Below are 14,202 nucleotides of genomic sequence, written 5' to 3' on the forward strand. Positions count from 1 at the left end.
AGGCAGTTGCCGTCGTCGTCGAACTCGATCATCTCCATCAGCGCCATCCCGATGCCGTCGACGATGCCGCCGTGCACCTGCCCCTCGATGATCATCGGGTTGATCCGGGTGCCGCAGTCGTCGACGGCCAGGAAGCGGCGCACCTTGACCACCGCGGTGCCCGGATCTACGTCCACCACACAGAAATACGCGCCGTAGGGGTAGGTCAGGTTCTCCGGGTTGTAGCAGACCTCGGCGTCCAGGCCGCCCTCGATGCCCTCGGGCAGGTCCCCGGCGCCGTGCGCGCGCATCGCGATGTCGGCGATCGTCACCGACGCCGACGGGTCGCCCTTGACGTGGAACGAACCCTTCTCCCACTCCAGGTCCGCGACCGAGACCTCGAGCATGCCCGACGCGATGATCTTCGCCTTGTCGCGCACCTTGCGGGCGACCAGCGCCGCCGCCCCACCCGACACCGGGGTGGACCGGCTGCCGTAGGTGCCCAGCCCGAACGGCGTCTGGTCGGTGTCGCCGTGCACCACCTCGATGTCGTCGGGCGGGATGCCCAGCTCCTCGGCGACGATCTGCGCGAACGTCGTCTCGTGGCCCTGGCCCTGGGTCTGAACCGACAGTCGCACAACGGCTTTACCCGTCGGGTGCACGCGCAGCTCGCATCCGTCGGCCATGCCGAGGCCGAGGATGTCCATGTCCTTGCGCGGCCCGGCGCCGACGGCCTCGGTGAAGAACGCCATCCCGATTCCCATCAGCTCGCCGCGCGCCCGCCGCTCCTTCTGCTCGGCGCGCAGCGCGTCGTAGCCGATCATCTCCATGGCCTTGCGCATGGTGGCCTCGTAGTCACCCGAGTCGTACGTCCAACCCGTCTTGGTGGTGTACGGGAACTGCTCGGGCCGCAACAGGTTTCGCAGCCGCAGCTCGGCCGGGTCCATCCTCAGCTCGAAGGCCAGGCAGTCCACCAGCCGCTCGACGAAGTACACCGCCTCGGTGATCCGGAACGAGCACGCATAGGCCACCCCGCCGGGCGCCTTGTTGGTGTAGACCGCGGTCATGTGGCAGTAGGCGGCCTCCAGGTCGTAGCTGCCGGTGAAGACGCCGAAGAAGCCGGCCGGGTATTTTGTCGGCGCGGCCTGCCCGTTGAACGCGCCGTGGTCGGCGAGCACGTTCGACCGCAACGCCAGGATCTTTCCATGGTTGGTGGCGGCGATCTCGCCGACCATGATGTAGTCGCGGGCGAAGCTGGTGGACGTCAGGTTCTCGCTGCGGTCCTCCATCCATTTCACCGGCTTGCCCAGCAGCAGCGAGCCGACGATCGCGCAGACGTAGCCGGGGTAGATCGGCACCTTGTTGCCGAAGCCGCCGCCGATGTCCGGCGAGATCACCCGGATCTTGTGCTCGGGCAGGCCGGCGACCAACGCGTACAGGGTGCGGTGGGCGTGCGGCGCCTGCGAGGTGGTCCACAGCGTCAGCTTGCCGGTCACCGGATCCAAATCGGCCACCGCGCCACAGGTTTCCATCGGCGCGGGGTGCACCCGGGGGTAGACGATCTCCTGCTTGACGACGACGTCGGCCCTGGCGAACACCGCCTCGGTGGCCGCCGCGTCGCCGGTCTCCCAGTCGAAGATGTGATTGTCGGTCTTGCCGTCCAGGTCGGTGCGGATCACCGGCGCCGACGAGTCGAGCGCCGTGCGGACGTCCACGACGGGATCCAGCGGGTCGTAGTCGACGTCGATCAACTCCAGCGCGTCGCGCGCCGAATACCGGTCCTCGGCAACGACGAACGCCACCTCCTGACCCTGGAAGCGCACCTTGTCGGTGGCCAGCACGGCCTGCACGTCGTTGGACAGCGTCGGCATCCACGCCAGGCCCTTCTCGGCCAGGTCCGCGCCCGTCACCACCGCCTTGACCTTCGGATGCGCAAGGGCCGCAGTCACATCGATGCCGGCGATGCGGGCGTGCGCGTACGGCGAGCGCAGGATGGCCAGGTGCAGCATCCCGGGCAGCGCGACGTCGTCGACGTAGGTGCCGCGGCCGCGGATGAAGCGCGGGTCCTCCTTGCGCAGCATCCGGCCGTGGCCGCAGGGCTTCTGGTCGTTGTCGACGGTGTCTTCGGGTGAGGGGGGCCGGGACTCGATGGTGGTCATGACGATGCGACCTCGCTTGAGCTGTGCTGTGCGGCCCACTGGATGGAGCGCACGATCGTGGTGTATCCGGTGCAGCGGCAGATCTGCCCGGAGATCGCCTCGCGGATGGTGTCCTCGTCGGGGTTGGGGTCGCGGTCCAGCAGGGCGCGGGCGGTGATCATCATTCCCGGCGTGCAGAAACCGCATTGCAGCCCGTGGCAGCGCATGAACCCTTCCTGCACCGGGTCCAGTTGGCCGTCGACGGCCAGGCCCTCCACCGTGCGGACGCTGTGGCCGGATGCCATCGCGGCCAGCATCGTGCACGACTTCACCGGCACGCCGTCCACGTCGACCACGCACGTCCCGCAGTTGCTGGTGTCGCAGCCCCAGTGGGTTCCGGTGAGCCGCAACTGATCCCGCAGGAAGTGCACCAGCAGCGTCCGGGGTTCGACCTCGGCGGTCACCTGTTCGCCGTTTACGGTCATGTTCACCTGCATGGTCAGCTCCTTTGTCCGCGCACCCGCTCGGCGGCGGTGCGCAGCGTGCGGATGGTCAGTTCGGCGGCCAGGTGCCGCTTGTAGTCGGCGCTGCCGCGGACGTCGGTCGCCGGGTCGCAGGCCTCGGCGGCCAGGCGACCCGCGTCGGCGAAGGTCTCCTCGGTGGCGGGCCGGCCGACCAGGGCCGCCGACAGCTCGGCCAGCGCGGCCGGGTCCGGGTTGACCGCCGTCAGTCCCACGCGCGCGGCCACGATCTCGGTGCCGTCCAGCGTGACGGCAGCCCCGGCCGCCGTCACCGCCCAGTCGCCGACGCGCCGTTCCACCTTGGCGTAGGCGCTGGACGTGTTGAGCCGCAAGGGGATTCGGGCCTCGACCAGGATTTCGTTGTGCGCCAGGGTGGTCTCGTAGGGCCCGGCGACGAAGTCGTCGATCGGTATCTCCCGTTCTCCCGACGGCCCGCGGGCCAGGCAGACCGCGTCCAGCACGGTGCACACCGTCACCAGGTCCTCGGCCGGATCCGCCTGGCACAGCGAGCCGCCGAGGGTGCCGCGATTGCGGACCACCGGGTCGGCGATCACGCGTTCGGCGTCCCGGAAGATCGGGCACACGGCGGCCAGGGTGTCGGACTCCAGAATCTCGCGGTGGCGGGTCATGGCGCCGACGCGCACCAGGGTCGGATCGGTGATCACGTATCCGAGCTCGGGGGCCAGGTCGTTGATGTCGACGAGGTACTCCGGGTTGGCGATGCGCAGTTTCATCATGGGCAGCAGGCTGTGCCCGCCCGCGATCACCCGCGCCCCCTCCCCCAACCGATCCAGCAGCCCGACGGCGTGGTCGACGCTGGTTGCACGTTCGTATTCGAAGGGTCCCGGTACTTGCATTGCAGCAGTGTCAGCCGCGCTGACATGGGCGTCAATAGCGAGTTAAGTATTTGCTGAACTGGCTTGGTACTCGTCCGCCGGCTGCGGGTCCGGCGCGTCGTGGTGGATGCGTCCACCGGTCTCGGTCAGCGGACGGCCCCCGCCGCCCCAGCGCTTGGCGATGATGTCGGCGGCGATCGACACCGCGGTCTCCTCGGGGGTGCGGGCGCCGAGGTCCAGTCCGATGGGGCTGGACAGCCGGCCCAGCTCGGCGTCGGTCAGGCCCGCGGCGCGCAGCCGGTTGATCCGGTCGTCGTGGGTGCGGCGCGATCCCATCGCGCCCACGTAGCCGACGCCCAGCCGCAGCGCCACCTCCAGCACCGGCACGTCGAACTTCGGGTCGTGGGTAAGCACGCAGATCACCGTGCTCTCGTCGACGGCGCCCGCCTGCGCCTGGGCGGCGAGGTAGCGGTGGGGCCAGTCGACGACGACGTGGTCGGCCGTCGGGAAGCGCACCGGCGTGGCGAAGACCTCGCGCGCGTCGCACACCGTGACGCGGTAGCCGAGGAACGACCCCTGCTGGGCCAGGGCGGCGGCGAAATCGATGGCGCCGAACACCAGCATCCGCGGGCGCGGCGCGTAGCTGGACACGAACACCTCCATGCCGTCGCCCAGGCGCTGCCCGTCGGGCCCGTACTTGAGGACCTCGCTGCGGCCCACCGCCAGCAGACCGCGCGCGTCGTCGGCGACCGCGGCGTCGGCGCGCGCCGAGCCCAGCGATCCCGCGACGGGGCTATTAGGGTCGGGCCGGACCACGACCCGGCGACCCACCCACCGCGCGTCCGGGTGGCCGATGACGGTCGCGACCGCGACGGGACGGTTCTCGCCGATGTCGTCGGCGACCGCGGCGAGTTCGGGGAAAGTCGCCCGCGACATCGGCTCGACGAACACGTCGATGATCCCGCCGCACGTCAGCCCGACGGCGAACGCGTCGCCGTCGCTGACCCCATAGCGCTCCAGCCGCGGGGTGCCCGTTTGCGCCACCTCGGTCGCGGCGTCGTACACCGCGCCCTCCACGCAGCCACCCGAGACCGAGCCGGCCACCGACCCGTCGGGCGCCACCACCATCGAGGCCCCCGGCGGCCGCGGCGCGGACCGGAACGTCCGCACCACCGTCCCGAGCCCCGCGGTGTCGCCGGCACGCCAGATCGACACCAACTCGGCAAGCACGTCGCGCACTCTCTCAAATTAGGCCAGAAGTAGGCTCTTGACGTGACTCCGGCTCAACTTCGGGCCTATTCGGCGGTGGTCCGGCTGGGCTCGGTGCGGGCCGCCGCCGCGGAGCTGGGTATTTCCGACGCCGGCATCTCGATGCTGGTGGCGGCCCTGCGCAAGGAGCTCGACGACCCCCTGTTCACCCGGACGGGTGCCGGGCTGGCGTTCACGCCCGGCGGGCTGCGGCTGGCCAGCCGCGCGGTCGAAATCCTGGGGCTGCAGCAACAAACCGCGATCGAGGTCACCGAGGCCGCCCACGGGCGCCGGCTGCTGCGGATCGCCGCGTCGACCGCGTTCGCCGAACATGCCGCGCCGGGCCTGATCGAGCTGTTCTCGTCGCGGGCCGACGACCTGTCGGTGGAGCTGAGCGTGCATCCGACGAGCCGGTTCCGCGACCTGATCTGCGCGCGCGCCGTCGACATCGCGATCGGCCCGGCGAACTCGATCGGCCCCGACGACACGATCTTCGTGCGGCCCTTCCTCAAATACCAGATAATCGCCGTCGCGGCGCCGAATAGCCCACTGACCGCGGGCATTCCGACGCCGGCACTGCTGCGCCAGCAGCAGTGGATGCTCGGCCCGTCGGCGGGCAGCGTGGACGGCGAGATCGCAAAGTTGTTGCGCGGCTTGGCCATTCCGGAGTCACAGCAACGCATCTTCCAAAGCGACGCCGCCGCGCTCGAGGAGGTGCAGCGGGTCGGCGGGGTCAGCCTCACGATCGGTTTCGCCGTCGCGAAGGATCTCGCTGCCGGGCGGTTGACCCACGTGTCCGGCCCCGGCCTGGACCGCTCAGGCGAGTGGTGCGCGGCGACGCTGGCGCCCGCGGTGCGCCAGCCCGCCGTGTCCGAGCTGGTCCGCTTCATCACCACCCCGCGGTGCACCCAGGCGATGATCCGCGGCTCCGGTGTCGGCGTGACGCGGTTTCGCCCGAAGGTGCATGTGACGCTGTGGAGTTGAGTGTGCGTCCTGGGCGGCGACGCGCCGACGAGCTTCGCCGTGAGTACACCCCTCAAGGTCAGGGATTCACACTCACCAGGCGCGCGACAGGTCGCCGTGCTGCCGGATCCAGGCGTGCATCGCGATCCCGGCGGCCACGCCGGCGTTGATGCTGCGCGTGGAGCCGAACTGGGCGATCGACACCGTGAGCGCCGCACCGGCTCGGATGTCGTCGGTGATGCCCGGGCCCTCCTGACCGAACACCAGCAGGCACTCCCGCGGCAGCGCCGTCTCCTCCAGCCGCGCCGCGCCCGGGACGTTGTCCACGGCGATCACCGTCAGAACGGCGCCCGCCGCGAAGTCCAGCAATTCGGCGGTGCTGTCGTGATGGCACAGCCGCTGATAGCGGTCGGTCACCATGGCCCCGCGCCGATTCCACCGCCGCCGCCCGACGATGTGCACGGTGTCGACCGCGAACGCGTTGGCGGTGCGCACCACCGAGCCGATGTTGGCGTCGTGGCCGAAGTTCTCGATCGCCACGTGCAGGGGATGACGACGCCGGTCGATGTCGCCGATGATCGCCTCCCGCGTCCAGTAGCGGTAGGCGTCGACGACGTTGCGAGTATCGCCGTCGCGCAAGAGGTTCGGGTCGTATCGCGGGTCGTCGGGAAGGTCGCCCCGCCAGGGCCCGACACCGCCGGCCGTCGTTCCCCATTCGGTGGGCCCGGGTTCGCTCATCGCTGCGTCCACACCCCGGCGTGGGTGCCGTCGATCGCCACCGTCGCGTACAGCAGCGCCTCGTTGATCTCGCCCTGGGTGCACAGCGACGCGTTGACGTGCACCGAATCCAGCGACGCGTCGGGCAGGATCAGCAGCGACGATCCGTAGGTCGCGCAGGCCGGGTTCAGGCCCCGGCCGGGCAGGGTCGGCGACGCCAGCAGCATCATCGGCCCGCCGCGCTTGGCGGAGTCGTCGCGATACCGCTCCGCGATGGCGTCGGCCTCCAGCCCCAGCAGCATGTAGCCGTTGCCGTTGAACGCGGCCGGGTCGCCGAGCTGGGCCTTGGTCACCGGGGCGCCGTCGGCGCGCCAGGCCGACAGGCTGACGGTCTTGACCACCAGGCCGGTGTCGTTACCGTTCGTCGGCGGCAACCCGATCGGAAACGCCGCGGGGTAGGCCGCCGAAGTGTTCGGGATCCGGTCGCGCGGCGAGTAGCCGTACACCCCACGGACCTGGCTCCGATCCTTCAGCGGCCCAAGGCAAACCGTGCCGGTCAGCCGGTCGGGCGGCGCCGACAGCACGTGTTGGATGTCGTGCACGCTGGCCACGGCCTGGTCGCAGCTGCCCAGGCCGTTCGACTCCAAGGGGTGCGCCAGCGCGCCGTAGAGGCCAAAGCGAATGTCCTCGGGTTTGGCGTGCGGCGCTTTCGGATCCGTGGGCGAGGCATCCACGTCGATCAACACGTAATCGCCGTCCCAGCGCAGGTTCGACACCGCCATGTTCCAGCCCAGCAGCGCCAGGGATTCGCCGAGCCGCGCGCCCTGCGCGCCATATGGGCGAGCGGGATGGTTGGAGCCCGCGCAGCCCACCAGGCAAGCCGCCAGGCAGCAGACCAACGCGATGAAACTGCGCATACCGCCCTGGGCCTAGCCCAGACCCAGATCGGCCAGGCCCAACAGGCTGCGGTACGCCAAACCCTCGGCCTCGATGGTCTCCGCGGCGCCGGTGGCGCGGTCCACCACGGTGGCCACCCCGATCACCTCGCCGCCCGCTTCCTGAACCGCGCGCACGGCCGTCAGCGCCGAGTTCCCCGTGGTGCTCGTGTCCTCCACCACCAGGACCCGCTTGCCGGCGACCTCGGAGCCCTCGATGAGGCGTTGCAGCCCATGGGTTTTCGCGGATTTGCGCACGACGAACGCGTCGATCGGGCGCCCGGGCGCGTGCATGATGGCCGTCGCGACGGGATCGGCGCCCAGGGTCAGGCCGCCGACGACCGCGTAGTCCCAGTCGGCGGTGAGTTCGCGCATCAGCCCGCCGATCAGCGCCGAGGCGCGGTGGTGCAGGGTGGCGCGGCGCAGGTCGACGTAGTAGTCGGCCTCCTTGCCCGACGACAGCGTCACCCGGCCATGCACGACCGACAGCCGTCGCACCAGCTCGGCGAGCTCCGCGCGCGGGTCAGGTTCGTCCACCGCCGCGCCCTACTCGTCGGGTGGCGGCGCGGGCCAGTCGCCGCGGGATCACGCGCCCGGCGGTGACGATCGCCTTGTACTGCAGGCCCGGGACGCTGATCACCTTGCCGGCGGCGATGTCGGCCAGGCTCTTGGTGACGACGTCGTCGACCTCGAGCCACAGGAACGACGGCAGCTTGGCCATCTCGATGCCTGCCCTGGCGTGGAATTCGGTGTGTACGTATCCCGGGCACACGGCGTGCACGCCGACGCCGGTACCCTGCAGGCCGACGGCCAGGCCCTCGCTGAACGAGATCACCCACGCCTTGGACGCCGAATAGGTCGACCCGCGCCCGGGCACCAGCCCGGCAACGCTGGCGATGTTGATGACGGTGCCCGCGCCGGCGTCGAGCATCGCCGGCAGGGCGGCGCGGGTGAGGTGCATGACCGCGGTGACGTTGACGTCGAGCTGCGCCTGCAGCAGCGCGGGGTCGGTGGCCCAGAATTCGCCGGACGTGCCGAAGCCGGCGTTGTTCACCAGCACCCGGACCCCCGCGGCAAGGCGGTCGCAGACCTTGTGCCGCCCGGCGGGATCGGCCAGGTCCGCGGGCAGGATCTCGATGCCGCCGGCCTCGCCCTCGAGCTCGCCCGCCAATCGGGTCAACCGGTCGACATCCCGGGCCACCAGGACCAGGTCGTAGCCGTCGCTCGCGTAGCGTCGCGCGTAGCCGGCGCCGATCCCGGACGTAGGCCCGGTGATCAGGGCTACGGGGCGAGGCATGAGCGACAGTGTAATGACGGGGACTCAGCGGCCCCCGGACCCACCCCGCGCCCTATCAGCGCTGGTAGTTAGAGGCCTGATGGCCGTTGCGGCCGGTGGGTGGCGGGCGGTGCAGGGATTCCGTGCGACCCTGCTCCCGGCGCACCGGCTCGGGGGCGCGGCGGCCCGCCTGAGCATCCGAGCCGAGCAGCCCGGACACGTCCTGCTGGGCGCGCCTGGGCGGCAACTCCGCGCGCGCGGCGGGGGCCAGGGGACGGCTTGGCGCCGCATTGCGAAGTCCCGCAGGCGATCCCGCCTCGGCGGGGGTCTCCTGGGGCACCGGCGGCAACACCCGCAGCAGGTCGTTGAACTGGCGGACCGTGCGCAGGCCCTCGTCCCATTGGGCGCGTGTGCTGGCGATCGGCATCGCGACCAAAGTCCAGTTCTGCTCGTTCCACATGATCTCGGCGCAGTCGGGCGCGGTGTGCGCGAAGGTGACCATGCGGCGGTCGCACGCGCGGCGGGCCGCGTCCAGGTTGGTGGAGTACACCATCCGCGGCCCGATGGCGCCCAGCAGCCAAATGTCGCTCTCCCGCGGCTCTTTGAGCCCTTTGAGCCGCAGGTCCACCACCACGTTGGTGCCCACCTTGCGGTGCAGCGCGATCACGGTGGCGACCTCCTCGAGGTCGAAGATGTACACCGCCTCGCCGCGGATCTGGCCCAGCACGACGTTGTGGGCGGGCACGTCGCCCACCGTGGAGATCACGCCGCGCTTCCAGCGCTTGAGGATGTCGGATGATTCACGCTCGTAGTCGAATCCGTGCGAGCGCGCCCACGACCTGCGGCGCCTGCTGCGGCCGCGGCGTCGATCGATGTCGACGTACAGCAGCACACCCGCACCGACAAAGCACAGCGCGGAAAGCGTGAACCAAAGGGGGACCATCCCACACAGGGTATCTGCTGTTGGGCCGGAACACAGAATCCGACCAGGTCACAACCCCATCACAGGTCGTGGCGATCGCGAGGGCGGCGAAGCAGGGCGAAGCGGGTCGCCAGGTTCCTCTACAGCCGTGTGCGCTGACGGCTTTGAGTGTGAGCCAGCGGCGGGATTTTGGCGATTTTCCCGCCCTGCACTCACACTCAAAGCCCAGCATTCACACTCGAACAGGCTTAACCCAGCACCAGCGAGTCGCCGTCGGGGCTGACGTTGACGGGCACGACGTCGCCGTCGTGCACGTCGCCGGCCAGCAGCATCTTGGCCAGCTGGTCGCCGATGGCGTGCTGGACGAGCCGGCGCAACGGCCGGGCGCCGTAGACCGGGTCGAAGCCGCGCTGCGCCAGCCAGCGCTTGGCCGGCAGCGACACCTCCAGCTGCAGCCGCCGTTGCGCCAGCCGCTTGTCCAGCTGCTCGAGCTGGATGTCGACGATCTGCACCAGTTCTTCGGGATTGAGCCCCTCGAAGATCAGCACGTCGTCAAGGCGGTTGATGAACTCGGGCTTGAACGCCGCGCGCACCGCCGCCATCACCTGCTCGTCGCTGCCGCCCGACCCGAGGTTGGACGTCAAGATGAGGATCGCGTTGCGGAAGTCGACGGTGCGTCCGTGGCCGTCCGTCAGCCGGCCCTCGTCGAGAACCTGCAGCAGCACGTCGAACACGTCCGGGTGTGCCTTTTCGACCTCGTCGAACAGCACCACCGTGTACGGCCGGCGGCGTACCGCCTCGGTCAGCTGCCCGCCGGCCTCGTAGCCGACGTATCCGGGCGGAGCACCGATCAACCGAGCCACCGAGTGCTTCTCGCCGTACTCGCTCATGTCGATGCGGACCATCGCGTGTTCGTCATCGAACAGGAACTCCGCCAAAGCCTTGGCCAGCTCCGTCTTACCGACACCGGTCGGCCCAAGGAACATGAACGCGCCCGTCGGCCGGTTGGGGTCGGCGACCCCGGCGCGAGAACGCCGCACGGCGTCAGAAACCGCTGTCACGGCCTTCCGTTGCCCGACGACGCGCTTGCCCAGCTCGTCTTCCATCCGGAGCAGCTTGGCGGTCTCACCCTCCAGCAGCCGGCCGGCCGGGATGCCCGTCCACGCGGACACCACGTCGGCGATGTCGTCGGGACCGACCTCCTCCTTGAGCATCACGTTCTCGCGGGCCTCCGCCTGCGGCAGCGCGGCGTCGAGCTTCTTCTCCACCTCCGGGATGCGCCCGTACCGCAGCTCGGCGGCCTTGGCCAGATCGCCGTCGCGCTCGGCGCGCTCGGACTCCCCGCGCAACGCCTCCAGCTGTTCCTTGAGCTCGCGGACGATGTCGATCGCGCTCTTCTCGTTTTGCCACCGGGTGGTCAGCTCGGCCAGCTTTTCCTTCTGGTCGGCCAACTCGGCGCGCAGCTTCTCCAGGCGCTCCTTGGAGGCCTCGTCCTCCTCCTTGGCCAGCGCCATCTCCTCGATCTCGAGGCGGCGCACCAGGCGCTCGACCTCATCGATCTCGACCGGCCGCGAGTCGATCTCCATCTTCAGCCGGCTTGCGGCCTCGTCGACCAGGTCGATGGCCTTGTCGGGCAAGAAGCGCGCGGTGATGTAGCGGTCGGAGAGCGCCGCCGCGGCGACCAGCGCGGAGTCGGTGATGCGCACGCCGTGGTGCACCTCATAGCGGTCCTTCAGCCCGCGCAGGATGCCGACGGTGTCCTCCACCGACGGCTCGCCGACGAACACCTGCTGGAACCGCCGCTCCAGGGCGGCGTCCTTTTCGATGTATTTGCGGTACTCGTCGAGCGTGGTGGCGCCGACCAGCCGCAGCTCGCCACGGGCCAGCATCGGCTTGATCATGTTGCCGGCATCCATCGCGCCCTCACCGGTCGCGCCCGCCCCGACGATGGTGTGCAGCTCGTCGATGAACGTGATGATCTGTCCGGCCGAGTTCTTGATGTCGTCGAGGACGGCCTTGAGCCGCTCCTCGAACTCGCCGCGGTACTTCGCGCCGGCGACCATCGATCCCATATCCAGGGAGATCACGGTCTTGTCGCGCAGGCTCTCCGGCACGTCGCCGGCGACGATGCGCTGGGCCAGACCCTCTACGATCGCGGTCTTGCCGACGCCGGGCTCGCCGATGAGCACCGGGTTGTTCTTGGTGCGCCGGGACAGCACCTGCACGACGCGGCGGATTTCGTTGTCACGGCCGATGACGGGGTCGAGTTTGCCCTCGCGGGCACGGGCCGTCAGGTCGGTGGAGTACTTCTCGAGTGCCTGGTAGGTGGCCTCCGGCTCGGGACTCGTGACCCGGGCGCTGCCGCGTACCTTGACGAATCCGTCGCGCAGCGCCTGCGGCGAGGCGCCGTGGCCGGTGAGCAGCTTGGCGACGTCGGAGTCGCCAGTGGCCAGCCCGACCATCAGGTGCTCGGTCGAGACATACTCGTCGTCCATCTCGGTGGCCAGCTGCTGGGCGGTGGTGATGGCCGCCAGTGACTCGCGGGAGAGCTGCGGCTGCGCACTGGCGCCGCTGGCCTGGGGCAGCCGGTCCAGCAGGCGCTGCGCCTCGGTCCGGATGGTCGCGGGCTCGACGCCGACGGCCTCCAGCAGCGGCGCGGCGATCCCGTCGGCCTGCGTCAACAGGGCCATCAGCAGGTGGGCGGGCCTGATCTCGGGATTTCCGGCGGACGAGGCCGCCTGCAAGGCCGAGGTGAGGGCCGCCTGTGTCTTGGTGGTCGGGTTGAAAGAGTCCACGACGATCTCCGTTTGGGGTCAGAAGGTGCGGTAGGTAAAAATGCTTGTCGCGATATTCAACGCCGTCAAGGTTGAGTGTGTTCCGCTCAATTTTGCCTATTTTGCGGCAGCCTTCCCCGGCCGTGAAACAGCAGGACATCGTGCCCGAGCCGCAATACGATCTACACCTATCAAGACTCGATGACCACCAGGCTGCGCCTGGCCGGGTTACCACGAGCCAACAGAGGTGCAGGCCATGTCGTTCGTGATTGCGGCGCCGGAGCTGATATCAACGGCGGCAACGGATTTGACGAGCATCGGTTCGGCGATCGGCGCGGCAAATGCTGCGGCGACAGTCTTCACGACACGGGTGGTTGCGGCCGGCGCCGACGAGGTGTCAGCGGCCGTCGCCGAGTTGTTTGGAGCCCGCGGCAGTGAATTTCAGTCGGTCAGCGCGCAGGCGGCGGCGTTTCATGACCGGTTTGTCCAGGCTTTGACCGCGGCGTCGACGTCATATGCGGCCAGCGAGGCCGCCAACGCGTCGCCTTTGCAGACGCTGGAGCAGGACCCGCTGGGCGCGATCAATGCCCGCACCCAGGCGCTGTTCGGGCGCCCGCTAATCGGCAACGGCGCTGACGGCGCGGCTGGGACCGGGCAAGACGGCGGGCCGGGCGGGTTCCTGGTCGGCAACGGCGGCAACGGCGGGTCGGGCGCTGCCGGAACGCTCTTGGTCCATCCGGGGCCGGGCGGCAACGGTGGGGCCGCCGGGTTGATCGGCCATGGCGGCAACGGCGGGACGGGTGGGTCCACTGGCTTCGGCGACGCCGCCAACGGCGGTGCCGGCGGCGCCGGCGGCCTGCTGTGGGGCGACGCCGGATCCGGCGGGGCCGGCGGCAACGCCATCGGCAGCGGCCTTTCCGCGGGCAAGGGTGGCAACGGCGGTACCGGCGGCTTTGTACCGGGGCTGTTCGGAGCCGGCGGTACCGGCGGGGATGGCGGCACCTCGCTGGCCAGCAACGGCGGCAATGGGGGCAGCGGCGGCGGCGGTGGACTGATCGGGAGCGGCGGCGCGGGCGGCAACGCCGGCGGCGGTTTTGTTGGCTTGAACGGCGCGGCGGGCGCCGGCGGCAACGCCGGGCTGATCGGCAACGGCGGCAACGGCGGTCTTAACGGTTTTGGCGGCGCGGCAGGTAGGGGCGGGCTGCTGATCGGCGACGGCGGCCTGGGGGGAATCGGTCAAGACGGCGGGGCGGGCGGGTTACTGATGGGCAACGGCGGCAACGGCGGGCCGGGCGTTGTCGGAACGGGTTTGCTCAGCGGAGGGCCGGGCGGAAACGGAGGGGCCGCCGGATTGATCGGCCACGGCGGCAACGGCGGGGCCGGCGGGTCCAGCGGCGTCGGCGACGCCGCCAACGGCGGTGCCGGCGGTGCCGGCGGCCTGCTGTGGGGCGACGGCGGGGCCGGCGGGGCCGGCGGCAACGCTCTCGGCACCGCAATCTTGGGCAAGGGCGGTAACGGTGGTGCCGGCGGCGCTGCGCGGGGGTTGGCCGGAGCCGGCGGCAACGGTGGCGACGGCGGCACCTCGGCGAACAGCAACGGCGGCAACGGGGGCAACGGCGGGGACGGCGCGCTGATCGGCACCGGCGGGACGGGCGGCAACGCCGGCAGCAACGGATTTGCCCTCTTGACTGCCAGCGGCGGCAACGGCGGGGACGCCCGTCTGATCGGCGACGGCGGTGGCGGCGGAAATGGCAGCGGTGGTGGGCCCGGCGGCATCGGCGGGACCCGCGGGATGCTGTTCGGCATGAACGGGACCAACGGGTCGCCCTAGTCGACGGGGCTGATCCTGGCATGTGGGCGCGGTCCCGCGCCAGCCCACAAGCCTAGAATCGG

The 14,202-nt window shown here is 70.3% G+C and carries 12 protein-coding genes; 2 read left to right on the top strand and 10 right to left on the bottom strand.

Annotation, left to right across the window (positions count from 1 at the left end):
- From VMD50_RS01000 to VMD50_RS01015, 4 genes are all read right to left on the bottom strand, one after another.
- The coding region (locus tag VMD50_RS01000) for an aerobic carbon-monoxide dehydrogenase large subunit (RefSeq protein WP_325423968.1) at positions 1-2,138 on the bottom strand (2,138 nt) is incomplete at its 3' end.
- Complete coding sequence (locus tag VMD50_RS01005; protein WP_325423970.1) at positions 2,135-2,614, bottom strand: (2Fe-2S)-binding protein; 480 nt, start codon at positions 2,612-2,614, stop codon at positions 2,135-2,137. The genes VMD50_RS01000 and VMD50_RS01005, both read right to left, overlap by 4 nt.
- 2 nt (positions 2,615-2,616) lie before the next feature.
- Complete coding sequence (locus VMD50_RS01010) at positions 2,617-3,495, bottom strand: FAD binding domain-containing protein (protein WP_325423972.1); 879 nt, start codon at positions 3,493-3,495, stop codon at positions 2,617-2,619.
- 42 nt (positions 3,496-3,537) lie between these two features.
- Positions 3,538-4,713: an XdhC family protein gene (locus tag VMD50_RS01015; RefSeq protein ID WP_325423974.1), complete on the bottom strand. Its 1,176-nt coding sequence runs from the start codon at positions 4,711-4,713 to the stop codon at positions 3,538-3,540.
- 33 nt (positions 4,714-4,746) lie between these two features.
- Here VMD50_RS01015 and VMD50_RS01020 point away from each other — a divergent pair, with 33 nt between their 5' ends.
- Positions 4,747-5,706, top strand: coding sequence for a LysR family transcriptional regulator (locus tag VMD50_RS01020; protein ID WP_325423976.1), 960 nt, complete (start codon positions 4,747-4,749; stop codon positions 5,704-5,706).
- Positions 5,707-5,778: 72 nt separating this feature from the next.
- On the opposite strand, the gene VMD50_RS01025 is transcribed toward VMD50_RS01020, so the two are convergent.
- The 6 genes from VMD50_RS01025 to clpB all read right to left on the bottom strand — a co-directional run bounded on the left by VMD50_RS01025 (position 5,779) and on the right by clpB (position 12,330).
- Complete coding sequence (locus tag VMD50_RS01025; RefSeq protein WP_325423978.1) at positions 5,779-6,423, bottom strand: TrmH family RNA methyltransferase; 645 nt, start codon at positions 6,421-6,423, stop codon at positions 5,779-5,781.
- Positions 6,420-7,319, bottom strand: coding sequence for a hypothetical protein (locus VMD50_RS01030; RefSeq protein WP_325423980.1), 900 nt, complete (start codon positions 7,317-7,319; stop codon positions 6,420-6,422). The genes VMD50_RS01025 and VMD50_RS01030 overlap by 4 nt, the downstream gene beginning before the upstream one ends.
- A gap of 12 nt (positions 7,320-7,331) precedes the next feature.
- Positions 7,332-7,874: an orotate phosphoribosyltransferase gene (pyrE, locus tag VMD50_RS01035; protein ID WP_325423982.1), complete on the bottom strand. Its 543-nt coding sequence runs from the start codon at positions 7,872-7,874 to the stop codon at positions 7,332-7,334.
- Entirely contained in the window at positions 7,861-8,634 is a 774-nt protein-coding gene (locus VMD50_RS01040) for an SDR family NAD(P)-dependent oxidoreductase (protein WP_325423984.1), read from the bottom strand. Before VMD50_RS01040 ends, pyrE begins: the two co-directional genes overlap by 14 nt.
- 55 nt (positions 8,635-8,689) lie before the next feature.
- Complete coding sequence (ttfA, locus tag VMD50_RS01045) at positions 8,690-9,556, bottom strand: trehalose monomycolate transport factor TtfA (protein ID WP_325423986.1); 867 nt, start codon at positions 9,554-9,556, stop codon at positions 8,690-8,692.
- A 227-nt stretch (positions 9,557-9,783) separates the two neighbouring features.
- A complete protein-coding gene (gene clpB, locus VMD50_RS01050; RefSeq protein WP_325423988.1) occupies positions 9,784-12,330 on the bottom strand; it encodes an ATP-dependent chaperone ClpB in 2,547 nt (848 codons plus the stop codon).
- Between the two features lie 235 nt (positions 12,331-12,565).
- Between clpB and VMD50_RS01055 the strand changes: the two genes are divergently transcribed.
- Positions 12,566-14,140: a PE family protein gene (locus VMD50_RS01055; RefSeq protein ID WP_325423990.1), complete on the top strand. Its 1,575-nt coding sequence runs from the start codon at positions 12,566-12,568 to the stop codon at positions 14,138-14,140.
- The last annotated feature ends 62 nt before the right edge of the window (positions 14,141-14,202 follow it).

The sequence above is a fragment of the Mycobacterium sp. genome (assembly GCF_035506235.1).
In the GTDB taxonomy this organism is placed as follows: Bacteria; Actinomycetota; Actinomycetes; order Mycobacteriales; family Mycobacteriaceae; genus Mycobacterium.